The sequence below is a fragment of the Ralstonia psammae genome (genome assembly GCF_958405935.1).
Classification (GTDB): domain Bacteria; phylum Pseudomonadota; class Gammaproteobacteria; order Burkholderiales; family Burkholderiaceae; genus Ralstonia; species Ralstonia psammae.
Genome location: NZ_CATZBU010000014.1, coordinates 126,891 through 149,766 on the forward strand (window position 1 = coordinate 126,891; position 22,876 = coordinate 149,766).

Genomic DNA, 22,876 nt, shown 5'->3' on the forward strand with positions numbered 1-22,876 from the left:
CCTGCTCACTTCGTTGGTTTGGGGTCGACGTTCGCTGCATTGGCGGCATCGGGGGCGCCTGCCACGGCGCGGATATCGTGCTTGAGGCGCTCGAACTCACGGTCGAAGTCGAGCGTGCGACGCATGGTCGACATGGCGGTCAGCACATGGGTGCCGGAGGCGCCTTCGTTGGTCTGACCGGATTGCGGTCGGATCCACAGCCACCAGCGGCGCTCTCGCACGTAGAACATGGAAAATACGCCCAGCACCAGCAGCAGCGACCCAAGATACACGATGTTTTTGCCCGGCGCACGTGTGAGCTGGAACACACTGGCCTGCACCTGCTGGAAGTCCGTCAGCTGCAAATACACCGGTGCGCCGTAGAAGACGTTGTCCGACAGCGCGTTGATGGCGCTCTGTAACCACTGGCTGCTGGCGGCATCCACTGTGGGGGCCGGCTGGCCATCCTGCGCGCGGGCCAGTTGCCACAGCTCCCACATGGAGCTGTTGATGATCTTCATCAGCACATCGGCGGCCTTCTCGCGCTCGCCTTCGGGCACCGATTTCTGCAGGAACGTGGCAACCGCGGCAAAGCCGCCTTGTGCACCGGCGGTGCCGTCCTTCACATCGGCAGCGCCGGCAAAGAGGTCGAGCGCGCGACGGGCGCTTTCCGTCAACTGATTGCGCAGTTCCGCACGCTGCTCGCCGGGCATGGAGAGCAGCGCAAACCGGCGTGCCGCTTCGCCGCGCATCGCAGGATTCTGCAGCGCGGCGCGCAGGCGCATCCAGTCGCGAACAGTGCCTTGCGCGTCGGCGGGAATGCGCAGATAGCGGAACGGCTCGTCCGGCTGCGAGCGCATGCCGGCCAGGAACACCGATTGCCCGTCCAGCGTGACCGGCAGCATGTAGTTGCTAAACTCGTGCGCCTGGCCGTTGGCGTCGCGCAGCTTGTACTGCACGGAGGGGCCAACGTTGCGCAGATCGCGGTCGCGCGTCATCTTGGTGACGTTGCCTAGCTCCGCGCGCAGACCACTTTCAGTGCCGCCCTTCTTGCCAACGCCGCGGGCGTCCTGCTTGCCCGAGGCGTCCGTCACCGTTTCGACATTCATCAGGCGGAAGTCGGAGAACTCGACCGTGTAGTCGCCGCCCTTGCCGGTGAGCTTCGAGCTTTCGCCCACGACGCCCGACATGTCGAACGTCTTGGCGTTGTCGCCGTGCATCGGGAAACCGGTCAGTTTGAGTTTCGAGCCGCCATCTTCAAAGCTCGACTGGTAGATCGCCACGCCGTCATACACGAACGGCTTGTTCACCTCCACGCGCGCAGGGGTCTGCTTGCCGGTGCGGCGGTCGGTCACGACGATGTCGCTGGCGAACAGCTTGGGCATGCCGGTCGAGTAATGCTCAACGGTGAACTTCTTGAGCGTGATCATGAACGGCAGGTCCTGGATCAGCGCGCCATCCGCGATGTTCAGGATCGCCGTGCTGACGGTCGAACCTTCCGGCACGAAGGCGTTACCGCGAAAGCCCGGGTTCGATGTCGACAGCCGGTGCTCCGAGCCGATGTCGCTGATGACCGCATTGCCCTTGATGGGCGACTTGCCGCCAAACCACATCTGTGCGCGGATCATCATGTCGCCGTCCAGCAATCCGCCGATGCAGATCACGACGATGGCCGTGTGCGCCAGGATGTAGCCGATCTTGTTGCCCGCCCCCGCCTTTGCCGTGATGAGCGTCGCACCACCATCGCGCGCGAACGCCTTGATGCGGAAACCGCGGTTCTGCGCGAGCGCGGCCAGGCGCGCGGTCACGGTCGCGGCGTCGACCGGTGAGTCAAATTCGTCCCGATGATGGAACGCGCGCAGGCTGCCTTCGCGCACGTTCTCGCGCCAGGCGCGCATGTCGGCCAGCATCTTGGGGGCATTGCGCACGATGCACAGCGAGGTCGACACCACCAGGAACGCCAGGATCAGCAGAAACCACCACGCGCTGTAGACGGTGGGCAGCGTCAGCGAGCGAAATACATCGGCCCAGAACGGCCCGAACTGGTTGACGTAGTTCGGATACGGATCGTTCTGCTTGAGCACCGTGCCGATCACGCTGGCGATCGCAATCACCGTCAACAGGCTGATCGCAAAGCGCATCGACGACAGCAGCTCGACCGTTTCGCGCAGTGCGCGGCGGCGGGAGCGGATGTGGACGCCGGAAGTGGAGACCGAAGACATGCGTGGGGACAACCTGTTCAGAAACGAAAAAAGGGTGGCGATGCCAGGCGCATTGCCACCCTGTTTTTCTTATTGATTGTGCGACCGTCACATGACGGCCGGGTGCGGCAGATTAGCGCAGGCCAGCAATGTAGTCGGCCACCGCCTTGATCTGCTGGGACGTCATGCGACCGGCCAGATCGTGCATCTGTACGCTGTTCTTGCGAGTGCCGTTCTGGAACGCAACCAGTTGCGCTTCGGTGTATTCAGAGAACTGACCAGCGATACGCGGATATTGCGCCGGGATGCCGGCACCGGTCGGACCGTGACAGCCTGCGCACGCTGCGATACCGCGCTTGGCGTCGCCACCGCGATACAGCTTCTGGCCCAGTTCGATGGTGTCCTTGCTCTTGGCCGAACCCGGCTTCCAGGCCGCTTGCTTGCCCAGGTAAGCGCCAATGTCCTTCATGTCCTGATCCGACAGCGCGCCGGCGTACAGCGACATGACTGGCTGATTGCGATCGGTCTTGGCCTTGAAATCCTTGAGCTGCTTTTCGATGTATTCGGCGTGCTGGCCGGCCAGCTTCGGGTTGACGTTCATGGCGCTGTTGCCGCCGGCGCCGTGACAACTGGTACACGCGGGCACCCCATTGGCGGGCACACCGGTGTTGAAGATCGTTTCGCCGCGCGCGGCGTCGGCCTTGGCGACTTTTTGCTCTTCGGCATGGGCCATGGAGAAGACCGATGCCAGGGACAGCGCTGCGACAGCAAAAACGTTCGCGATGCGGTTCATTCGCACACCTTGTTTAGATTGTTTTCGAATGCTGCGTGCGCCGCCCAATGCGGGACCCTGCGGCGCCGGGCATCCCCTTCTCCTCGTGCCAGATCTGCGCATGAAAACGGACCGGCCCGGGCCTCGGGGCGGTCCTGCGACGGATCTGGTGGGGACGTCCGTAAACCGGCGTATTGTACAATAACACCTCTGCAATGCGACCTCGCGGCGCAGCAACCACGCAGTTCTGAACTGCAGTTTACAGGTACTGCCGCGCATGTCGCTCCTGCATCAAGCCCGTTTCTTCATCACCGTCAATCATCTGCGCGATTTACCGGCGACCGCCGTGCCGGAAGTCGCGTTTGCAGGCCGCTCCAACGCAGGCAAGTCCACCGCGATCAACATCCTGTGCAATCAGAAGCGGCTGGCCTTCTCCAGTAAGACGCCTGGCCGCACGCAGCACATCAACTATTTCTCGGTGATGCCCGCCAAGGCGGAAGACCCGCTCGGCTTCCTGGTCGACCTGCCCGGTTACGGCTATGCCGAAGCACCCGGCGAGACCAAATCGCACTGGGTTCACCTGCTAGGCGACTACGTCAAGGCGCGCCAGCAGCTCGCCGGCCTCGTCATCATGATGGATGCGCGCCGTCCGTTTACCGATCTGGATTGCCAGATGGTCGAGTGGTTCCTGCCGACGGGCAAGCCGATCCACGTGCTGCTCACGAAGGCGGACAAGCTGACCAACAACGATGCCTCCCGCGCGCTCATGGCAGCCCGCAAGGTGCTGGCCGATTACCGTGCGCAGATCGACGGTGATGTGTCGCTCACGGTGCAGTTGTTCTCCAGCCTGAAGCGTCGCGGCATCGAAGAGGCGCAGCGAATTGTCGCAGGCTGGCTGTGCCTGCCAGAAGCACTGGAAGCGGAGCCGCAAGCCGAGCAGGCAAAAAAAACCCCGTCGCCAAACGCGCAACGGGGGTAACGACCCCATCGAGCCATCGATGGGAACCCGCGTCAGGGAGGAGCCGCGGGGGACGCTGCATCAGCGTCGCTGGCGCATTGTCCGTGCATAGGATGGATAATCGCGACAAAGGTTTCGAAACTTCACAGTGTGTTCTTAGGGTCTGCTGAAATGATCGCGAGCTTCCCCGACCATCGTCCGCGCCGCATGCGCCGCGACGATTTCTCCCGCCGCATGATGCGCGAATCGCGCCTCACTCCCGACGACCTGATCTACCCCGTCTTCATCCTCGAAGGCACCAATGTGCGCCAAGCCGTGCCGTCCATGCCGGGTGTCGAGCGCGTGTCGATCGACGTGCTGCTGAGCGTGGCCGAGCAGTGTATGCAGCTTGGCATTCCGGTGCTGGCGCTGTTCCCGGTTATCGAGCCGTCGCTCAAAACGCCCGATGGCATCGAGGCCACCAATGCGGATGGCCTGATCCCGCGTGCGGTGAAGGCGCTCAAGGCGCGCTTCCCTGAACTGGGCATCCTGACCGATGTGGCGCTCGATCCGTACACGAGCCACGGTCAGGACGGCGTGCTCGACGCCAACGGCTACGTGCTCAACGAAGAGACGGTGGATATCCTGATGCGCCAGGCGCTGGTGCAAGCCGAGGCAGGCGTGGACATTGTCGCGCCGTCGGACATGATGGACGGCCGCATCGGCGCGATCCGCCTGGCGCTGGAGAACGACGATCACATCTACACGCGCATCATGGCCTACGCGGCGAAGTACGCTTCGGCGTTCTACGGCCCGTTCCGTGATGCAGTGGGCTCGGCGGCCAATCTGGGCAAGAGCAACAAGATGACTTACCAGATGGACCCGGCCAACTCGGATGAAGCCCTACGCGAGGTGGCGCTCGACATTGCTGAAGGCGCCGACATGGTGATGGTCAAGCCCGGCATGCCGTATCTCGACATCGTGCGACGCGTGAAGGATGAATTCCGCTTCCCGACCTACGTCTATCAGGTCAGTGGTGAATACGCGATGCTGAAAGCCGCCGCGCAGAACGGCTGGCTGGATCACGACAGGGTCGTGCTGGAGTCGCTATTGGCGTTCAAGCGCGCCGGCGCGAACGGCATCCTGACGTACTTCGCACTGGACGCCGCTCGCCTGCTGCGCGCGTAATCAGGCCGTCGGCTTGACTGGCTGCGTCGTGCCGATCGCACGGCGCAGGCTTTCCAGGAACGTGTCGGCGCGCTCAAAGCCGACCACACGAGCCTTCAGTTCGCGACCCTGCGCATCGAAGAAAATCGTGCCGGGCGGGCCGAACAGGCCGAAGCGCTTGAGCAGCGCTTGATCATCCGCATTGTTGGCCGTCACGTCGGCCTGCAGCAGCGCTACATCGGCAAGCGCCTTGCGCACCCGCGCGTCGGTAAAGGTCAGGCGCTCCATCTCCTTGCAGCTGACACACCAGTCGGCATAGAAATCGAGCATCACCGCACGCCCCGACGCGCTCGCGTTGCGCACTTCGGCATCGAGTTCGGCGATGCTCTTCACGCGCTTGAATGTCACGCCCTGGGTTTCAGCTTGCGCAGATGTGCCCGCCGATGCGCGAATCAATCCGGCGAGCGGTTGTAGCGGATCGCGGCCGCCGGCGGCGACACCAACCAGTTGCGCCGCCCCCGCCAGCGCCAGCACCACGCCTGCAACCTTGCCCAAGCGCTGCACGTTGCCGGCGCCGTCCGGCAACGAATCGAAGGTCCGCAGAAACACGGCCGCACCGATCAGCAACCCACCCCACGCGACCATCACAGCCCACACGGGCAACACCGGCTGCACGATCCACAGCGCCACAGCCAGCAGGATGAAACCGAACACCGCCTTGGTGACGATGAGCCAATGGCCAGCGCGCGGCAGCAGGTTGCCCGCCCCGACTCCCACGAGCACGAGCGGCACGCCCATGCCGATCGACATCGCAAACAACGCCATACCGCCGATCGCGGCGTTGCCGGTCTGTGCGATGTAGGCCAGTGCGCCCGCCAACGCGGGCGTTACACACGGCGACACGATCAACGCCGAGAGCGCACCCATCACGACCGCGCCCACAATCTGGCCACCACTGTGCTTGCTGGAGGCTTTTGTCAGGTGGTCGTGCCAAGCCGCCGGCAACTGCAGCTCATACAGTCCAAACATCGACAGCGACAGCACCACCATCAGTACAGCAAACGCGCCCAGCACCCGCGCGTTTTGCAGCGCGGCTTGCAGGCCCTGCCCGGCCAAGCCGGCTGCCACACCCACGGCTGTATAGACGACGGCCATACCGAGCACGTAAGCAACCGACACCATGGCTGCGCGCGAACGCGTCGCGTGCTCGCCGACAACGATCGCCGACAGGATCGGCAGCATCGGTAGCACGCACGGCGTGAAGGTCAGCAACAGCCCAAGTCCGAAGAACAACGCCGCGATCGCTCCAAGGTTGCCGCTGCCCAGCGTGCTGGCAATGCGGCCGAGTGCATCGCCAGAATTGGCGTCGCCGCCGCCTGCAGAAGACGCGCCCGGCGAGGCTGCGGCAGGCTCTGCGTGGAACCGACTCTTCATCGGCGGATAGCACAAGCCTTGGTCGGCGCATCCCTGGGACGTGACGATCAACGTGAATGGGGCCGTCGCGTTCTGCGACTTCACGCGAAACGCGACTTCATGCCGATAGGTCTCGACGTCCTTGTCGAACGTCTCGTCAAACTTGACCTTGCCTGCCGGCATGTCAGACAGCATCAGCGTGACGGTTGCCGGGTCCGCCGCCACCGCGAAGCGCTCGCGGTACATGTAGTAGCCCTCGGCAATCGCGAACTTGACTTCGACAGTCTGGCCATCGACCTGCGTGGCGGAGAAGCGGAACGCCTGCTCGGGCGGCAGGAAATCGTCAGCAGCATGCGCAGGCATGTGCAGCGTCACCACTGCGACGAGCAGCATCACCCACTGCATCACACGTCGCACAGACACAAACGAAGGGAGGGTCATATCAACGGCAATCGAACATCAATTGGAAGGCTGGCGCGTTTCATCGGCCACCCACGCAAGATACGCTGGCAAGCCCACAGCCACCGGCACGGCGATGATCTCGGGAACCTCATACGGATGCGCCTTGCGTAGCGCGACTTCCAGTGCAGGATACGTTGCGTGCGTGGTCTTGATCAGCAACGGAATCTCGGCAGCGTGCTCGATCGCGCCATTCCACCAGTACGTCGACGAGCAAGCCGGCAAGCGATTGACGCACGCGGCTAGGCGGGATTCCAGCACAGCCTTTGTTACGCGATCCGCACTGTCGGCGTCGGGTAGATTGGTCAGCACCAGCAGCACTTCGGTTCCGGCAAACATAGACACTCCACGGATGCACGCTGACGGCCAGAACGCCGGAAGCGGGCAACAAAAAAGCCAGGATGCAAATCCTGGCTTCATTGTAATGCGCGCGGCAGCACGCATTCTTGGGCTTGCCCAGCGCGACGCCGTGTCGCACCGGCAAACCTGGGCTGACCTTACTCGGCAGCGCCGTCGACTTCCACAGCCTCGGCAACTTCCGGACGGTCGAGCAGCTCAACCAGTGCCATCGGCGCGTTGTCGCCCTGGCGGAAGCCGAACTTCAGGATACGGGTGTAGCCGCCCGGACGGGTCGCGAAACGCGGGCCCAGTTCGTTGAACAGCTTGGTGACCATGTCGCGGTCGCGCAGGCGAGCGAATGCCAGACGGCGGTTTGCAACGGTGTCCTTCTTGGCCAGCGTGATCAGCGGCTCGACAACCTTGCGCAGTTCTTTGGCCTTCGGCACGGTGGTCTTGATCAGCTCGTGCTGCAGCAGCGAGTTGGACATGTTGCGCAGCATCGCGAGACGGTGCGACGAGGTGCGATTCAGTTTCCGCAAACCATGACGGTGACGCATGATGATTCCTTCTTAAGAGTGTTTAACCAGCTCTTCTATCGCCGCCGCTCGTACAACACTGCGTGGCGCGGGCCGGTAGCCTTAACAATAAGCCACCCAAACAGCGATGGCGGGAACACCGGCCGATGCTCGCGCACCGGCCGACAATTGCAACTTACTTCTCGAGACCTGCCGGCGGCCAGTTCTCGAGCTTCATGCCGAGCGTCAGGCCACGCGATGCGAGGACTTCCTTGATCTCGTTGAGCGACTTACGACCCAGGTTCGGGGTCTTGAGCAGTTCGTTCTCGGTACGCTGGATCAGGTCGCCGATGTAGTAGATGTTTTCGGCCTTCAGGCAGTTGGCCGAACGCACCGTCAGCTCCAGGTCGTCGACCGGGCGCAGCAGGATCGGATCGATCTGCGGTGCGCGGGCGGCGGCAGCTTCAGCGGCGCTCTCGGTGCCTTCCAGGGCGGCGAACACCGACAGTTGATCAACCAGGATGCGAGCCGACTGGCGGATCGCTTCTTCCGGCGAGATCACGCCGTTGGTCTCGATGTTCATCACCAGCTTGTCGAGGTCGGTACGCTGCTCCACACGGGCAGACTCAACCGCGTACGACACACGGCGCACCGGCGCGAACGAGGCGTCCAGCACGATACGGCCGATGACCTTGCTCGACTCATCGCCGAACTTGCGCACGTTGCCCGGCACGTAGCCACGGCCTTGCTCGACCTTCAACTGCAGATCAAGCTTGCCGCCAGCCGACAGGTTGGCGATCACGTGACCCGGATTGATGATCTCGACATCGTGCGGCAGCTCGATATCGGCGGCGGTCACCACACCTTCGCCTTCCTTGCGCAGCGACACCGTAACTTCATCACGGTTGTGCAGCTTGAACACCACGCCCTTCAGATTCAGCAGCAGGTTGACGACGTCTTCCTGCACGCCATCGATGGTGGAATATTCGTGGACGACCCCAGCGATCGTGACTTCGGTCGGGGCATAGCCGACCATCGACGACAGCAGCACGCGGCGCAGCGCGTTACCGAGCGTGTGGCCGTAGCCGCGCTCGAACGGTTCCATGACGACCTTCGCGTGATGATCGCCAAGCGGCTCAACCGCAATAATTTTGGGCTTCAGGAGTGCTGTTTGCATTAGGTTGTCCTATTTCAATACCCTCGGCTCGTTACACCGATAAGGCTGACGGATTGGACTGGAAAGGTTCCGTCGCGAACATTGCGACGGAAGACGCACGTGCCGCAATCGCGTTGCGGCACGTAACGATTCGGATTGGATCGGCACCTGCGTACTGCTGGCGCACAAACACAATGTCGTTGACGATGAGCGTCCCCAAAAGGCGCACGAGCCCGCACCTTGCGGTACGGGGCGTCGTCATTAACGCGAATACAGTTCGACGATCAGGCTTTCGTTGATGTCGCCGGCGATATCCGCGCGATCCGGGGCTTGCTTGAAGGTGCCTTCCATCTTCTTCGCATCCACGGCAACCCAGATCGGGAAGCCAGTCTGCTCAGCCAGCGTCAGCGATTCAGCAATACGCACTTGCTTCTTCGACTTCTCGCGGATGGCAATCACGTCGCCCGACTTGACTTGGGCCGACGGCACGTTCAGAGCTTGACCGTTCACCAGGATCGCCTTGTGCGACACCAGCTGACGCGCTTCAGCGCGGGTCGAGCCGAAGCCCATGCGGTAGACCACGTTGTCCAGGCGCGATTCCAACAGTTGCAGCAGCGTTTCGCCCGTGTTGCCCTTGCGGCGATCGGCTTCAGCGAAATAGCGGCGGAATTGACGCTCCAGCACGCCGTAGATGCGCTTGACCTTCTGCTTTTCACGCAGTTGGTTGCCGTAGTCGGAGGTGCGGGCGCCGGAGGTCCGGCCGTGCTGGCCAGGCTTGCTGTCCAGCTTGCACTTGTCGGCGAGCGAGCGGCGTGCGCTCTTCAGGAAAAGGTCAGTACCTTCGCGGCGAGACAGTTTCGCCTTGGGGCCGGTATAGCGTGCCACGTTGCATTCCTTCGTTATCAGTCATCCGTGGCATTCGGCCTCGGATGGTCCGCTTGCTCGGTCCCTACAGCAGGACCGCAGCGAACAGTGGGCTTATGAAAAGACGAAACCCGCCTTCCGGGAAACCCGGAAGACAGGCAAGCGGGCAAGTATAGCACCCGCAGACCGACCTCGCCAGTAACTGGCGCGGCCGGTCGAATCACTTAGATGCGACGGCGCTTCGGCGGACGGCAGCCGTTGTGCGGCACCGGCGTCACGTCTTCGATCAACTGGATCTTGATACCCAGGTTGTTCAGTGCACGTACGGCCGATTCACGACCCGGGCCCGGGCCCTTGATGCGCACTTCCAGGTTCTTGATGCCTTGGTCCTGCGCCACGCGGCCAGCACTCTCAGCAGCCACCTGAGCGGCGAACGGCGTCGACTTACGCGAGCCCTTGAAGCCTTGGCCGCCCGACGTCGCCCACGACAGAGCATTGCCCTGACGATCGGTGATCGTGATGATCGTGTTGTTGAACGACGCGTGAACGTGCGCGATGCCGTCGGCGACGTTCTTGCGAACCTTCTTGCGCGCGCGCTGGGCGGCGGTATTCGCTGCTTTTGCCATAGTTCCTATCCTTTACCCGACGGATTACTTCTTGAGCGCGACGCCGGCCTTGCGCGGACCCTTACGGGTACGGGCATTGGTGCGGGTACGCTGACCACGCATCGGCAGGCCCTTGCGATGACGCACGCCACGGTAGCAGCCCAGATCCATCAGGCGCTTGATGTTCATCGTCGTTTCACGGCGCAGATCGCCTTCAACGAGGAACTTCTCGATTTCCTTACGCAGCGCGTCCTGGTCCGGATCCGTCAGGTCCTTGACCTTCTTGTCGGTCGGGATGCCAGTAGCCTCGCAAATCTTTTGAGCGCGCGAGCGGCCGATACCGTAAATCGCCGTCAGGCCAATCACGGTATGTTTGTGGTTGGGGATATTGACCCCTGCGATACGTGCCATTCGTCAATCCTCTTTGCGAAATTAGCCTTGGCGCTGCTTATGACGCGGGTCCGACGAGCAGATCACACGCACCACGCCCTTGCGCTTGATGATTTTGCAGTTGCGGCAAATGCGCTTAACAGAAGCCAGCACTTTCATGATTTTCCTCTTCCTTCAATTCCAGTCCGCTCACTTCGCCCGGAATACGATGCGCGCGCGGGACAGATCATACGGGGTCAATTCGACCGTCACCTTGTCCCCGGGCAAGATGCGGATGTAATGCATACGCATCTTGCCGGAAATATGGCCTAACACCACGTGGCCGTTCTCTAGCTTGACGCGAAACGTTGCGTTGGGGAGGTTTTCCAGCACCTCGCCCTGCATCTGGATCACGTCATCTTTAGCCATGTCCCTTCAGGTTCGTGCGATCACTCCTAGCGGAGCGTCAGGTTTCCCTTGAAATTCGCCTTCTTCATCAAAGACTCGTACTGCTGAGACATCACGTAGGACTGCACTTGCGCCATGAAGTCCATCGTGACCACCACGATGATCAACAGAGACGTTCCACCGAAGTAGAACGGCACATTCCAGCGCAGCACCAAGAACTCCGGCAACAGACACACAAGCGTGATGTAAATCGCACCCGCCAGGGTCAAACGCACCAGAATCTTGTCGATATACCGCGTGGTTTGCTCGCCCGGACGGATACCCGGAATGAACGCCCCACTCTTCTTCAAGTTATCCGCCACTTCCCGGCTGTTGTAGACCAGCGCGGTGTAGAAGAAACAGAAGAAGATAATCGCCGCCGCATACAGCAGGATGTACACCGGCTGACCCGGCGACAGCGTTGCTGCCAGGTCCTTGACGACCCGTGCAACCGGATTCGTCGAGTTGCCGGCTGTAAACCAGCCCGCGATCGTGGCCGGGAACAGAATGATCGACGATGCGAAGATCGGCGGAATCACCCCAGCCATGTTCAACTTCAGCGGCAGATGCGACGACTGTCCGCCATAAATCTTGTTACCAACCTGCCGCTTGGCGTAGTTGACGAGGATCTTGCGCTGGCCGCGTTCAATGAACACAACCACAAACGTCACCGCACCAATAATCGCCACCACCAGGATCGCTGAGAAAATCCCCATCGAACCCGTACGCACCAGCTCGAACAGCCCGCCGATCGCGTTAGGCAGCCCTGCAGCAATCCCGCCGAAAATGATGATCGAGATCCCGTTGCCCAGACCTCGCTCGGTGATCTGCTCACCCAGCCACATCAGGAACATCGTGCCCGTCACCAGCGTAATCACCGCGGTGGCCCGGAACATCAGACCCGGATCCAACACCAGACCCGGCTGCGCTTCCAGCGCCACTGCAATCCCCAGCGCCTGAAACGTTGCCAGGATGACCGTACCGTAGCGCGTGTACTGCGTAATCTTGCGCTGGCCGGCTTGGCCTTCCTTCTTCAACGATTCCAGTTGCGGCAGCACGATCGTCAGCAGTTGCATGATGATCGACGCCGAGATGTACGGCATGATCCCCAGCGCAAACACCGTGAAACGCGACAGCGCGCCGCCGGAGAACAGGTTGAACATCCCGAGGATGCCGCCCGACTGCCGTTGGAAAAGCTGCGCTAGTTGATCCGGATCGATACCCGGCACAGGAATGTGCGCGCCGATCCGATACACCAGCAATGCCAGAACCAGGAACACCAGCCGACGGCGAAGATCGCCGTACTTGGCCGTGTTCTTGGCCTGGGCCATCACATTAGGTTTCGCCGTGGCCAAACGGATGCTCCGTCAGTGTGAAACAGCAGGCTATTAGGCCAGCGAGCCACCAGCTGCTTCGATTGCAGCTTTCGCCCCAGCCGTCGCGCCGATACCCTTCAGAGTTACCTTCTTGTCGATTTCGCCCGACAGGATCACCTTGGCGCTCTTGACCATCTCGCCAACGAGGCCGGCTTGCTTGAGGGACAGCAGATCGATTTCTTCGATCGGCAGGCCCGCCAGGTCGCCCAGACGCACTTCAGCGGTGAATTCCTTGGTCAGCGAGGTGAAACCACGCTTGGGCAGACGACGATGCAGAGGCATCTGACCGCCTTCGAAGCCGACCTTGTGGAAACCACCCGAACGCGACTTCTGACCCTTGTGACCACGACCAGCCGTCTTGCCCAGGCCCGAACCAATACCGCGACCAACGCGGCGCTTGGCGTGCTTGGAGCCGGCTGCCGGCTTCAGGTTATTCAGTTGCATGTTCTTCTCCGTCTTCCCTTAGCCGATGACCTTGACCAGGTAGGACACCTTGTTGATCATGCCGCGCACTGCGGGCGTGTCCTGCAATTCGGACACCGAGTTCATGCGGCGCAGGCCCAGGCCGCGCACCGTGGCGCGGTGGTCTTCGCGCGTACCGATCAGGCTGCGCACGAGTTGGACTTTCACGGTTTTCTGCGACATATCGTTCACCTATCCCTTCGGCTTAGCCGAGGATCTCTTCGACCGACTTGCCACGCTTGGCGGCAACTTCGGCCGGGGTGCTCATCTTGCGCAGGCCATCCAGCGTTGCGCGCACCATGTTGTAAGGATTGGTCGAACCGTGCGACTTGGTCACGATGTTCGTCACGCCCATCACTTCGAAGATGGCGCGCATCGGACCACCAGCGATCACGCCAGTACCGTCCTTCGCGGGCATCATTTGCACCTTTGCGGCGCCATGCTTGCCAACCACTTCGTGTTGCAGCGTACCGTTCTTCAGCGGGACCTTGACCATCTTGCGACGGGCTTCGTCCATTGCCTTCTGCACGGCCACGGGCACTTCCTTAGCCTTACCCTTGCCCATGCCGATACGGCCGTCGCCGTCGCCGACCACAGTCAGAGCAGCGAAACCGAGAATCCGGCCGCCCTTGACCACCTTGGTCACACGGTTGACCGCGATCATCTTCTCGCGAAGACCGTCGTCGCGTTCGTCCCCTTGGACCTTAGGTTGAATTTTTGCCATGACGATATCCTCTATGCCGGCTTAGAACTTCAGGCCAGCTTCGCGTGCCGCGTCGGCCAGAGCCTTCACGCGACCGTGATAACGGAAACCCGAGCGATCGAACGCCACGGCTTCGATGCCGGCAGCCTTCGCCTTCTCAGCGATACGCTTACCCACCAGGGTGGCAGCAGCGGTGTTGCCACCGTTGCCGTTCAGTTCCTTGCGGACTTCGGCTTCCGCCGTCGAGGCCGAAGCCAGGACCTTGGTGCCATCTTCCGAGAAGACCTGCGCATAAATGTGCAGGTTCGTACGGTGCACAGCCAGACGGGCGACGCTCAGTTCCGCAATCTTCAGGCGGGTCTGACGTGCACGGCGCAGACGCGAGTCATTTTTGTTCATGATGTGCACCCTTACTTCTTCTTGGTTTCCTTCAGGATCACACGCTCGTCTGCGTAGCGCACACCCTTGCCCTTGTAGGGCTCCGGCGGACGATAACCACGCACTTCAGCGGCGACCTGACCAACTTTTTGCTTGTCCGAACCCTTGATGATGATTTCGGTCTGCGTCGGCGTTTCCGCCTTCACGCCTTCCGGCATCTCATGGATCACGTCGTGCGAGAAACCGAGTTGCAGCTTCAGAGCGGTGCCCTGAACCGATGCACGGTAACCCACGCCGACCAGGTTCAGCTTGCGCTCGAAGCCCGTCGTCACGCCCTTGACCATGTTGGCCGTCAGGGCGCGCATCGTACCTTGCAGCGCATTGGCTTCACGCGACTCATCTGCCGGCGCGAACGTAATCGTGCCGTTGTCGGTGCTGACCTTGACAAGCGAGTGGATCGGCTGCGTCAACGTGCCCAGTGGGCCCTTGACGGTCAGCAGACCACCAGCGAAATTGACTTCAGCGCCCTTGGGCAGCGCGATGGGAGCCTTACCTACACGAGACATGGTTCCCCTCCCTTAGGCGACGTAGCAAATGACTTCGCCACCGACACCGGTTGCGCGGGCACGGCGGTCCGTCATCAGACCCTGCGGGGTCGAGATGATGGCGACACCCAGGCCGTTCATCACTTGCGGGATTTCATTACGGCCCTTGTACACACGCAGACCAGGCTTCGAGACGCGCTCCAGGCGCTCGATGACCGGGCGGCCAGCGTAGTACTTCAGACCAATCGTCAGCGTGGACTTGCCACCCTGCTCGGTCACGGCGAATTCGTCGATGTAGCCTTCGTCCTTCAGGACTTTGGCGATTGCCACCTTCAGCTTCGACGACGGCATGACCACCGACGCTTTTTCCACCGCTTGCGCGTTGCGGATACGCGTCAGCATATCGGCGATCGGATCGCTCATGCTCATACTGTTTCTCCTGTAGCCTGTGCGTGATTACCAGCTGGCTTTCGTCAGACCCGGGATCTCGCCCTTGAAGGCGATCTCGCGGAGCTTGTTACGCGCCAGGCCGAACTTGCGGAACGTACCGCGGGGACGACCGGTGATCGAGCAGCGGTTGCGCTGACGAGTCGGATTTGCATTGCGCGGCAGCGCTTGCAGTTTCAGACGCGCTTCGTAGCGCTCTTCTTCCGACTTGCTTTGGTCGGCCACGATGGCTTCGAGAGCGGCGCGCTTCTCAGCGTACTTGGCCACGAGCTTGGCACGCTTCTTCTCGCGTTCGATCAGAGACAATTTAGCCACGGTAACCCCTTAATTACGGAACGGGAACTTGAACGCATTGAGGAGCGCCTTCGCTTCCTCGTCGTTCTTCGCAGTCGTCGTGATGCTGATGTTCAGACCACGGAGTGCGTCGATCTTGTCGTATTCGATTTCGGGGAAAATGATCTGCTCTTTCACACCGATGTTGTAGTTGCCACGACCATCGAACGCCTTACCCGACACACCACGGAAGTCGCGCACGCGGGGCAGCGACACGGTGATGAAGCGGTCCAGGAATTCGTACATACGTTGGCCACGCAGCGTAACCATCGTGCCAATCGGGTAACCCTGGCGAATCTTGAAGCCGGCGATAGCCTTGCGGGCCTTCGTCACGATGGGCTTCTGGCCAGCGATCTTGATCAGGTCGCCCGTAGCGTGCTCAATGACTTTCTTGTCGTTGATGGCCTCGCCAAGACCCATGTTCAGGGTGATCTTGGTAATGCGCGGCACTTCCATCACGGACTTGTAGCCGAACTGCTTGATCAGCTCGGGCACAACCTTCTCTTTGTAAAACTCTTGCAGACGTGCAGTCATGCTCAACTCCTCTCTATTGCCCAGAATCAAGCGCCGACGGCAGCACCGGTGGTCTTCAGCACGCGCGTCTTCACGCCGCCTTCAACCTTGATGCCGACGCGCGACGGCTTGCCATTGGCATCCACGAGCGCAACGTTCGAAATATGGATGGGCATGACCTTGTCGACCACACCACCCGTGGTACCCAGCATCGGGTTCGGGCGCACGTGCTTCTTGGCAACGTTCACGCCCTCAACCGTCACATGCTCGGCGAGCACGGCCAGCACAGTACCCTGCTTGCCCTTGTCTTTACCGGTGCGGACGATGACGCGATCGCCCTTGCGAATCTTGTTCATGCGGCCTCCGATTACAGCACTTCCGGCGCGAGCGACACGATCTTCATGAAGCGCTCGGTCCGGAGTTCGCGAGTGACCGGCCCGAAAATACGGGTGCCGATCGGCTCAAGCTTGGTGTTCAGCAGCACGGCGGCATTGCCGTCGAACTTGATGAGCGAGCCGTCAGGACGGCGCACACCCTTGGCGGTACGCACCACCACGGCGTTGTAGATATCGCCCTTCTTCACGCGACCACGCGGGGCAGCATCCTTGACGCTGACCTTGATGATGTCGCCGACGCTGGCGTAGCGGCGCTTCGAACCGCCCAGCACCTTGATGCACATGACTTCACGCGCACCCGTGTTATCGGCCACTTCGAGCCGGCTTTCTGTCTGAATCATGGTGTTCTCGTCCCAACTTAATTCGCCAAACGCACAATGCGCAGAGGCGATCAGTCTTGGTCCCGCCGGCTGCTGGCATTGCGCCAACTGCGATTGGGTTGATCAACTTGAAGTCGGTAGCTGCCCGACGGCGATTGCCGCCTGGCCCATTCGCTTTTTCCTTTACTTGAGCCACCAGCTTGCTTGCCGGCCACCCTCACAAAGGGAAAGACCGAGACTATATCACATAATCTCGGTCTTGCAACAGCAAACTACTCCGCTGTTGTTTTAGATCACGCGTGCAGCTTCAAGCAGACGCGACACCACCCACGACTTGGTGCGCGAGAGCGGACGCGATTCCGTGATCTCAACCTTGTCGCCTTCGTTGTACTGATTGGCTTCGTCGTGCGCATGGTACTTCTTCGAGCGCACCACGTACTTGCCGTACAGCGGATGCTTAACGCGGTTTTCGATCAGGACCGTGACAGTCTTGTCCATCTTGTTGCTGACAACGCGACCGACGAGCGTGCGCTTCAGGGACGTTGCGGCTTCAGTCATTTCTGGTTCCCCTTCTGGCCCAGCACGGTGCGGACACGCGCGATGTCACGACGCACCTTCTTCAGCTGGCTGGTGTTCTGCAGCTGTTGCGTCGCCTTTTGCATGCGCAGGCCAAATTGGGCCTTCAGCAGCTCGGAGAGCTCCTGGTTCAGCCCGGCGACATCTTTGTCGCGCAGTTCGGATGCTTTCATGGTGTGTGCTCCTTACGTTCCGACCTGACGCACCACGAAGCTGGTCGCGATCGGCAGCTTGGCAGCGGCCAGGCGGAATGCCTCGCGTGCCAGTTCTTCGCCAACGCCGTCCATTTCGTACAGCATCTTGCCCGGCTGAATTTCAGCCACGTAGTATTCCGGGTTGCCCTTACCGTTACCCATACGGACTTCGGCGGGCTTCTTCGAGATCGGCTTGTCCGGGAAAATCCGGATCCAAATGCGGCCGCCACGCTTGATGTGACGGGTCATCGCACGACGTGCCGACTCAATCTGACGCGCGGTCAGACGGCCGCGGCCCATCGCCTTCAGACCGAATTCACCGAACGAAACCGCGTTGCCGCGCGTCGCGATACCGGTGTTACGGCCCTTCTGCTCCTTGCGGTACTTCCTGCGCTTAGGTTGCAGCATGTTTATTCTCCAGTCTTGGCGTCGGCGCCACGACGGGCACCCGCACCAGCACCGCGGCGCTGACCGGCCGGGCGACCTTCGCCCTCACGGCGACGACCTTCCGGGCGACCCGGACGCTTGCGACGCTCTTCTTGCGGCTCTTCCACGACGGGTGCGTCGTTGCGACCGAGGTGGTCACCCTTGTACACCCACACCTTGACACCAATGATGCCGTAGGTGGTTTCCGCTTCGGAGAAGCCGTAGTCGATATCGGCGCGCAGCGTGTGCAGGGGCACACGGCCTTCGCGGTACCACTCGGTACGGGCGATTTCGATGCCGTTCAAACGGCCCGAGCTCATGATCTTGATGCCTTGGGCACCCAGACGCATCGCGTTCTGCATCGCGCGCTTCATTGCGCGACGGAACATGATGCGGCGCTCGAGCTGCTGCGTGATCGAATCGGCGATCAGCTGTGCATCGACTTCCGGCTTGCGGATTTCTTCGATGTTCACGTGCACGGGCACGCCCATGCGACGCTGCAGTTCAGCCTTCAGCAGTTCGATGTCCTCGCCCTTCTTGCCGATCACCACGCCCGGACGCGAGCTGTAAATGGTGATGCGAGCATTCTTGGCCGGACGCTCGATGACCACGCGGCCCACCGATGCGTTCTTCAGCTTCTTCTTCAGAAACTCGCGAACCTCGATGTCTTCCTTGAGCATGCCGGCAAACTGGGTGTTGCTCGCGTACCAACGCGATGCCCAGTTACGGCTGACAGCCAGACGGAAGCCAGTCGGATGAATCTTCTGTCCCATCGTGACCCCTTAGTTGCCCAGCGTCACAGTGATGTGACAGGTTTGTTTCTCGATGCGGTTGCCACGGCCCTTTGCACGCGCGGTGAAGCGCTTGAGCGAAGTGGCCTTGTCGATGTAGATCGACTTGACCTTCAGCTCGTCGATATCGGCGCCTTCATTGTGCTCGGCGTTCGCGATGGCGGACTCAACCACCTTCTTCACGATGCCAGCCGCCTTCTTCGGGCTGAACGTCAGCACGTTGAGTGCGCGCTCGATCGACAGGCCACGAATCTGGTCAGCAACCAGGCGCGTCTTCTGTGCGGAGATACGGGCGCCGCGATGAATCGCTTTAACTTCCATGATTGCCCCTTATCGCTTCGCTTTCTTGTCGGCAGCGTGGCCCTTGAATGTACGCGTGAGCGCAAATTCGCCGAGCTTGTGGCCAACCATGTTTTCCGTGACATACACGGGCACGTGCTGACGGCCGTTGTGAACGGCGATCGTCAGGCCGATGAAGTCCGGCAGAATGGTCGAACGACGCGACCAAGTCTTGATGGGCTTCTTGTCCTTCGTCTGCACTGCCGCCTCAACCTTTTTCAGCAGGTGGGCGTCAATGAAAGGACCCTTTTTTACTGAACGAGTCATATCTAAGCTCCTACCTACCGATTAACGCTTGTGACGGCGCTGAACGATCATGCTGTCAGTGCGCTTGTTACGACGGGTGCGGTAGCCCTTGGTCGGCGTACCCCACGGGGACACCGGATCACGGCCAGCAGCAGTCTTACCTTCACCACCACCATGCGGGTGATCGACCGGGTTCATCACCACACCGCGAACGGTCGGGCGAATACCGCGCCAACGGGTTGCACCGGCCTTGCCGATCTGGCGCAGGCTGTGCTCTTCGTTGCCGACTTCACCGATGGTCGCGCGGCACTCGATGTGCACGCGGCGCACTTCACCCGAGCGCAGACGCACTTGAGCGTAGATGCCTTCGCGAGCCAACAGTACGGCGGACGTACCGGCCGAACGGGCAACTTGAGCGCCCTTGCCCGGCAGGATTTCCACGCAATGGATCGTCGTACCGACCGGAATGTTGCGGATCGGCAGGTTGTTACCGGACTTGATCGGTGCTTCCGAGCCGTTAGCAATGGCTTGGCCAACCACAGCGCCCTTCGGGGCGATGATGTAGCGGCGCTCGCCGTCAGCGAACAGCACGAGCGCGATGTTGGCGCTACGGTTCGGATCGTATTCCAGGCGTTCGATCTTGGCCGGGATACCGTCCTTATCGTTACGCTTGAAGTCGACGACGCGATAGTGATGCTTGTGCCCACCGCCCTTGTGGCGGGTGGTGATGTGGCCGTTGTTGTTACGACCCGACTTCTGGATTTGCTTTTCCAGCAGCGGAGCGTGCGGCGCGCCCTTGTGAAGGTCGGGGTTAACGACCTTCACCATCGAGCGGCGGCCCGGCGATGTCGGCTTGGTTTTGACGAGTGCCATGATTACTTGGCCTCCGCTTCAAAATTGATTTCCTGGCCCGGCTTCAGCGAGACATAGGCCTTCTTCACGTGGTCACGACGACCCATGAAGCGACCGAAACGCTTTTGCTTGCCCTTCTGGTTCAGGATCTGGACGGACTCGACTTCGACCTTGAACAGCAGCTCGACAGCGGCCTTCACTTCACCTTTGTTGGCGTCGCGAGCCACTTCGAACACGACCTGTTCGTTCTTCTCGGCCACCAGGGTTGCCTTTTCGGACACCACAGGCGCCAACAGCACCTGCATCAGGCGATGGTCGTTCTTGGCAACTTGCGTCATTTCAGCAACTCCTCGATCTGCGCGACGGCTGCCTTGGTCACGAGCACCTTCTTGTAGTGCACGAGCGACAGCGGGTCGGCGTGACGCGGCTCAACCACGAGCACGTGCGCCAGGTTGCGCGATGCCAGGAAGAGGTTTTCGTCCAGGTTATCGGTAATCACGAGCACCGAGTCCAGGCCCATGGCGCGGAACTTGTCGGCCAGCAGCTTGGTCTTGGGCGCTTCGACGGACAGGCTGTCAACCACGTTGATGCGACCTTCACGGGCAAGCTGCGAATAAATCGAGCGCATGCCGGCGCGGTACATCTTCTTGTTGACCTTCTGCGAGAAGTTTTCTTCCGGGCTGTTCGGGAAGATACGACCACCCCCGCGCCACAGCGGGGAGGAGCTCATACCTGCACGGGCGCGGCCCGTACCCTTTTGGCGCCACGGCTTCTTGGTCGTGTGCTTGACCTCTTCACGGTCCTTCTGCTTACGGTTACCGCTGCGAGCGTTGGCCTGATAAGCGACGACGACTTGGTGAACGAGGGCTTCGTTGTAGTCACGGCCGAACACTTCCGGCGAGGCAGCAACGCCGGCGCCGAGTTGACCGTTGTCCTGGAGCAGCTTCAGTTCCATGCGTTTGCTCCTTATGCCTTCTTGGCGCGGGCCTTCACGGCCGGCGTGACGATGACTTGACCGCCCTTGGCGCCAGGAATCGCACCCTTGACCAGCAGCAGCTTGCGCTCTGCGTCGATCTTGGCGATTTCCAGGTTCTGGACGGTACGGGTGACGTCACCCATGTGACCGGTCATGCGCTTACCCGGGAACACGCGACCCGGATCCTGCGCCATACCGATCGAGCCCGGCACGTTGTGCGAGCGCGAGTTACCGTGCGAGGCGCGGCCCGACGAGAAGTTGTAACGCTTGATGGTACCGGCGTAGCCCTTACCAATCGTCACACCCTGGACGTCGATCTTCTGACCGACTTCGAACAGGTCGACGCTGATGTTCGCGCCCGGCTGGAATTCAGCGGCACGAGCGGCATCCACTCGGAATTCTTTGATGACTTCACCCGCTTCCACGCCGGCTTTGGCGAGATGACCCGCCAGCGGCTTGGTGACGCGGCTGGCGCGTCGGGTGCCGAAGGTGACTTGAACGGCGGCGTAACCGTCGGTCTCGTCCGTCTTGATTTGCGTCACGCGGTTGTCGCCGACCTCGAGCACGGTGACGGGAATCGAATCGCCGTCGTCCGTGAAAATACGGGTCATGCCAACCTTGCGACCTACAAGGCCAAGGCTCATGGTTTGCTCCATTCCCAGCTGCGATTGGCCGGGGCTGATTGATACTACGAATCTTGAACTGGACTGCGCTTAAAGAGACAGCGCGAGGCCAAAATGGCCAGCCCACTCCCCTGACTAAAGGGGTAGCCCTACAATATATCCGGGTTACGGACAATATGCAAGGGCGATTGCCGAATGGCCACCTGGGCATCGTGTGCAACGCAACATCTGGCGCCGAAAAGCAAAACGGCGAGCACTTCGCTCGCCGTTTGCCCGTTACCGGAATGATCCGGCAGCGTTGTCTTGCTTATTGCAGCTTGATCTCGACGTCCACGCCAGCCGGCAGGTCCAGCTTCATCAGCGCGTCGACGGTCTTGTCCGTCGGATCGACGATGTCCATCAGGCGCTGGTGCGTGCGGATTTCGAACTGGTCGCGGCTGGTCTTGTTGACGTGCGGCGAACGCAGAACGTCGAAACGCTGGATGCGGGTCGGCAGGGGCACCGGGCCCTTGACGATCGCGCCGGTGCGCTTAGCGGTTTCAACGATTTCTGCAGCCGACTGGTCGATCAGGCGATAGTCGAAAGCCTTTAGGCGGATACGGATCTTCTGGTTTTGCATGATGTTTCCTTAAAGAGCATGGCGGCAGAGCCGCCGATAAATTGAAAGAGCGATGCAACAGGCGATGCGCCACCCCGTTTTCGGGGGCAGCGCATCGATCCGCCTTTACTCGATGATCTTAGCGACGACGCCGGCGCCGACGGTACGGCCGCCTTCACGGATAGCGAAGCGCAGGCCTTCTTCCATGGCGATCGGGGCGATCAGCTTGACGGTGATCGACACGTTGTCGCCCGGCATGACCATTTCCTTGTCGGCCGGCAGCTCGATCGAGCCCGTCACGTCCGTCGTACGGAAGTAGAACTGCGGACGGTAGTTGTTGAAGAACGGCGTGTGACGGCCGCCTTCGTCCTTCGACAGGATGTAGACCTCGCCCGTGAAGTGCGTGTGCGGCTTGATCGAACCCGGCTTGCACAGCACTTGGCCGCGCTCGACGTCTTCGCGCTTCGTACCGCGCAGCAGGATACCGACGTTATCGCCTGCCTGACCTTGGTCCAGCAGCTTGCGGAACATTTCCACGCCCGTGCAGGTGGTCTTTTGCG

Annotated in this window: 36 protein-coding genes; 2 read left to right on the plus strand and 34 right to left on the minus strand. The window is 61.1% G+C overall.

Features of this window, described 5'->3' with window-relative positions; translation table 11 throughout:
* Nucleotides 1–5 precede the first annotated feature (5 nt).
* Together R2N16_RS21770 and R2N16_RS21775 are read right to left on the minus strand one after the other, a co-directional pair.
* The gene (locus tag R2N16_RS21770; RefSeq protein ID WP_316668522.1) at nt 6–2,201 is read right to left on the minus strand and encodes a cytochrome c biogenesis protein ResB; all 2,196 of its coding nucleotides are present in this window, start codon (nt 2,199–2,201) and stop codon (nt 6–8) included.
* 112 nt (nt 2,202–2,313) lie between these two features.
* A complete protein-coding gene (locus R2N16_RS21775; protein ID WP_316668525.1) occupies nt 2,314–2,973 on the minus strand; it encodes a c-type cytochrome in 660 nt (219 codons plus the stop codon).
* Nucleotides 2,974–3,229: 256 nt separating this feature from the next.
* Between R2N16_RS21775 and yihA the strand changes: the two genes are divergently transcribed.
* Together yihA and hemB are read left to right on the plus strand one after the other, a co-directional pair.
* Entirely contained in the window at nt 3,230–3,931 is a 702-nt protein-coding gene (gene yihA, locus R2N16_RS21780) for a ribosome biogenesis GTP-binding protein YihA/YsxC (RefSeq protein ID WP_316668527.1), read from the plus strand.
* A gap of 150 nt (nt 3,932–4,081) precedes the next feature.
* Complete coding sequence (gene hemB, locus R2N16_RS21785; protein ID WP_316668529.1) at nt 4,082–5,077, plus strand: porphobilinogen synthase; 996 nt, start codon at nt 4,082–4,084, stop codon at nt 5,075–5,077.
* Here hemB and dsbD read toward each other — a convergent pair whose 3' ends face one another.
* The 32 genes from dsbD to R2N16_RS21945 all read right to left on the minus strand — a co-directional run.
* Nucleotides 5,078–6,910, minus strand: coding sequence for a protein-disulfide reductase DsbD (gene dsbD / locus R2N16_RS21790; RefSeq protein WP_316668531.1), 1,833 nt, complete (start codon nt 6,908–6,910; stop codon nt 5,078–5,080).
* Nucleotides 6,911–6,928: 18 nt separating this feature from the next.
* Nucleotides 6,929–7,267 carry a divalent-cation tolerance protein CutA gene (gene cutA / locus R2N16_RS21795; RefSeq protein WP_316668533.1) on the minus strand — a complete coding sequence of 113 codons (339 nt, stop codon included), beginning with the start codon at nt 7,265–7,267 and terminating at the stop codon, nt 6,929–6,931.
* 158 nt (nt 7,268–7,425) lie between these two features.
* A complete protein-coding gene (gene rplQ, locus R2N16_RS21800) occupies nt 7,426–7,824 on the minus strand; it encodes a 50S ribosomal protein L17 (RefSeq protein ID WP_004634511.1) in 399 nt (132 codons plus the stop codon).
* Between the two features lie 154 nt (nt 7,825–7,978).
* Complete coding sequence (locus tag R2N16_RS21805; protein WP_004634508.1) at nt 7,979–8,959, minus strand: DNA-directed RNA polymerase subunit alpha; 981 nt, start codon at nt 8,957–8,959, stop codon at nt 7,979–7,981.
* A 240-nt stretch (nt 8,960–9,199) separates the two neighbouring features.
* Nucleotides 9,200–9,823, minus strand: a complete 624-nt coding sequence (rpsD, locus tag R2N16_RS21810; RefSeq protein ID WP_024977879.1) for a 30S ribosomal protein S4 — start codon at nt 9,821–9,823, stop codon at nt 9,200–9,202.
* 203 nt (nt 9,824–10,026) lie between these two features.
* Nucleotides 10,027–10,428, minus strand: coding sequence for a 30S ribosomal protein S11 (rpsK, locus tag R2N16_RS21815; RefSeq protein ID WP_003264143.1), 402 nt, complete (start codon nt 10,426–10,428; stop codon nt 10,027–10,029).
* Nucleotides 10,429–10,452: 24 nt separating this feature from the next.
* Nucleotides 10,453–10,818 (minus strand): 30S ribosomal protein S13, encoded by a 366-nt coding sequence (gene rpsM, locus R2N16_RS21820; RefSeq protein ID WP_004634501.1) that lies wholly within the window; start codon nt 10,816–10,818, stop codon nt 10,453–10,455.
* Nucleotides 10,819–10,839: 21 nt separating this feature from the next.
* The gene (rpmJ, locus tag R2N16_RS21825; protein WP_003264141.1) at nt 10,840–10,956 is read right to left on the minus strand and encodes a 50S ribosomal protein L36; all 117 of its coding nucleotides are present in this window, start codon (nt 10,954–10,956) and stop codon (nt 10,840–10,842) included.
* Nucleotides 10,957–10,986: 30 nt separating this feature from the next.
* Complete coding sequence (gene infA / locus R2N16_RS21830) at nt 10,987–11,205, minus strand: translation initiation factor IF-1 (protein ID WP_003264140.1); 219 nt, start codon at nt 11,203–11,205, stop codon at nt 10,987–10,989.
* 26 nt (nt 11,206–11,231) lie between these two features.
* Nucleotides 11,232–12,554, minus strand: a complete 1,323-nt coding sequence (secY, locus tag R2N16_RS21835; RefSeq protein WP_012436582.1) for a preprotein translocase subunit SecY — start codon at nt 12,552–12,554, stop codon at nt 11,232–11,234.
* 57 nt (nt 12,555–12,611) lie between these two features.
* The gene (gene rplO, locus R2N16_RS21840; RefSeq protein WP_024977880.1) at nt 12,612–13,043 is read right to left on the minus strand and encodes a 50S ribosomal protein L15; all 432 of its coding nucleotides are present in this window, start codon (nt 13,041–13,043) and stop codon (nt 12,612–12,614) included.
* A gap of 18 nt (nt 13,044–13,061) precedes the next feature.
* The gene (gene rpmD / locus R2N16_RS21845; protein ID WP_003264137.1) at nt 13,062–13,244 is read right to left on the minus strand and encodes a 50S ribosomal protein L30; all 183 of its coding nucleotides are present in this window, start codon (nt 13,242–13,244) and stop codon (nt 13,062–13,064) included.
* 22 nt (nt 13,245–13,266) lie between these two features.
* Nucleotides 13,267–13,785: a 30S ribosomal protein S5 gene (gene rpsE / locus R2N16_RS21850; RefSeq protein WP_004634493.1), complete on the minus strand. Its 519-nt coding sequence runs from the start codon at nt 13,783–13,785 to the stop codon at nt 13,267–13,269.
* Between the two features lie 21 nt (nt 13,786–13,806).
* Entirely contained in the window at nt 13,807–14,163 is a 357-nt protein-coding gene (gene rplR / locus R2N16_RS21855; RefSeq protein ID WP_004634492.1) for a 50S ribosomal protein L18, read from the minus strand.
* Nucleotides 14,164–14,174: 11 nt separating this feature from the next.
* Nucleotides 14,175–14,708: a 50S ribosomal protein L6 gene (rplF, locus tag R2N16_RS21860; protein WP_316668538.1), complete on the minus strand. Its 534-nt coding sequence runs from the start codon at nt 14,706–14,708 to the stop codon at nt 14,175–14,177.
* Nucleotides 14,709–14,720: 12 nt separating this feature from the next.
* Nucleotides 14,721–15,116 (minus strand): 30S ribosomal protein S8, encoded by a 396-nt coding sequence (gene rpsH / locus R2N16_RS21865; protein WP_004634489.1) that lies wholly within the window; start codon nt 15,114–15,116, stop codon nt 14,721–14,723.
* A gap of 27 nt (nt 15,117–15,143) precedes the next feature.
* Nucleotides 15,144–15,449 carry a 30S ribosomal protein S14 gene (rpsN, locus tag R2N16_RS21870; protein WP_004634486.1) on the minus strand — a complete coding sequence of 102 codons (306 nt, stop codon included), beginning with the start codon at nt 15,447–15,449 and terminating at the stop codon, nt 15,144–15,146.
* Between the two features lie 9 nt (nt 15,450–15,458).
* On the minus strand, nt 15,459–16,001 hold the full coding sequence (gene rplE / locus R2N16_RS21875) for a 50S ribosomal protein L5 (protein WP_009241894.1): 543 nt from the start codon (nt 15,999–16,001) through the stop codon (nt 15,459–15,461).
* A 26-nt stretch (nt 16,002–16,027) separates the two neighbouring features.
* Nucleotides 16,028–16,336 (minus strand): 50S ribosomal protein L24, encoded by a 309-nt coding sequence (gene rplX / locus R2N16_RS21880; RefSeq protein ID WP_009241893.1) that lies wholly within the window; start codon nt 16,334–16,336, stop codon nt 16,028–16,030.
* A gap of 11 nt (nt 16,337–16,347) precedes the next feature.
* Nucleotides 16,348–16,716, minus strand: coding sequence for a 50S ribosomal protein L14 (gene rplN, locus R2N16_RS21885; protein WP_003264129.1), 369 nt, complete (start codon nt 16,714–16,716; stop codon nt 16,348–16,350).
* A 267-nt stretch (nt 16,717–16,983) separates the two neighbouring features.
* A complete protein-coding gene (gene rpsQ, locus R2N16_RS21890) occupies nt 16,984–17,253 on the minus strand; it encodes a 30S ribosomal protein S17 (RefSeq protein ID WP_004634482.1) in 270 nt (89 codons plus the stop codon).
* Nucleotides 17,250–17,444 (minus strand): 50S ribosomal protein L29, encoded by a 195-nt coding sequence (gene rpmC / locus R2N16_RS21895; protein ID WP_004634481.1) that lies wholly within the window; start codon nt 17,442–17,444, stop codon nt 17,250–17,252. Before rpmC ends, rpsQ begins: the two co-directional genes overlap by 4 nt.
* A 12-nt stretch (nt 17,445–17,456) precedes the next feature.
* A complete protein-coding gene (gene rplP, locus R2N16_RS21900; protein ID WP_003264123.1) occupies nt 17,457–17,873 on the minus strand; it encodes a 50S ribosomal protein L16 in 417 nt (138 codons plus the stop codon).
* A 2-nt stretch (nt 17,874–17,875) separates the two neighbouring features.
* Complete coding sequence (gene rpsC / locus R2N16_RS21905; RefSeq protein WP_009241892.1) at nt 17,876–18,664, minus strand: 30S ribosomal protein S3; 789 nt, start codon at nt 18,662–18,664, stop codon at nt 17,876–17,878.
* 9 nt (nt 18,665–18,673) lie between these two features.
* A complete protein-coding gene (gene rplV, locus R2N16_RS21910) occupies nt 18,674–19,003 on the minus strand; it encodes a 50S ribosomal protein L22 (RefSeq protein WP_004634479.1) in 330 nt (109 codons plus the stop codon).
* A gap of 9 nt (nt 19,004–19,012) precedes the next feature.
* Entirely contained in the window at nt 19,013–19,288 is a 276-nt protein-coding gene (rpsS, locus tag R2N16_RS21915; RefSeq protein WP_004634478.1) for a 30S ribosomal protein S19, read from the minus strand.
* Nucleotides 19,289–19,309: 21 nt separating this feature from the next.
* A complete protein-coding gene (gene rplB / locus R2N16_RS21920) occupies nt 19,310–20,140 on the minus strand; it encodes a 50S ribosomal protein L2 (protein WP_316668540.1) in 831 nt (276 codons plus the stop codon).
* Between the two features lie 2 nt (nt 20,141–20,142).
* Complete coding sequence (gene rplW / locus R2N16_RS21925) at nt 20,143–20,457, minus strand: 50S ribosomal protein L23 (protein ID WP_004634476.1); 315 nt, start codon at nt 20,455–20,457, stop codon at nt 20,143–20,145.
* Nucleotides 20,454–21,074 (minus strand): 50S ribosomal protein L4, encoded by a 621-nt coding sequence (gene rplD / locus R2N16_RS21930; RefSeq protein ID WP_316668542.1) that lies wholly within the window; start codon nt 21,072–21,074, stop codon nt 20,454–20,456. The genes rplW and rplD overlap by 4 nt, the downstream gene beginning before the upstream one ends.
* Nucleotides 21,075–21,085: 11 nt before the next feature.
* Nucleotides 21,086–21,739, minus strand: coding sequence for a 50S ribosomal protein L3 (rplC, locus tag R2N16_RS21935; RefSeq protein ID WP_316668543.1), 654 nt, complete (start codon nt 21,737–21,739; stop codon nt 21,086–21,088).
* Between the two features lie 286 nt (nt 21,740–22,025).
* On the minus strand, nt 22,026–22,337 hold the full coding sequence (gene rpsJ, locus R2N16_RS21940; RefSeq protein ID WP_004634473.1) for a 30S ribosomal protein S10: 312 nt from the start codon (nt 22,335–22,337) through the stop codon (nt 22,026–22,028).
* A 105-nt stretch (nt 22,338–22,442) separates the two neighbouring features.
* Nucleotides 22,443–22,876, minus strand: a 434-nt coding sequence (locus R2N16_RS21945) for an EF-Tu C-terminal domain-related protein (RefSeq protein ID WP_316668544.1), incomplete at its 5' end; no start/stop codon positions are given.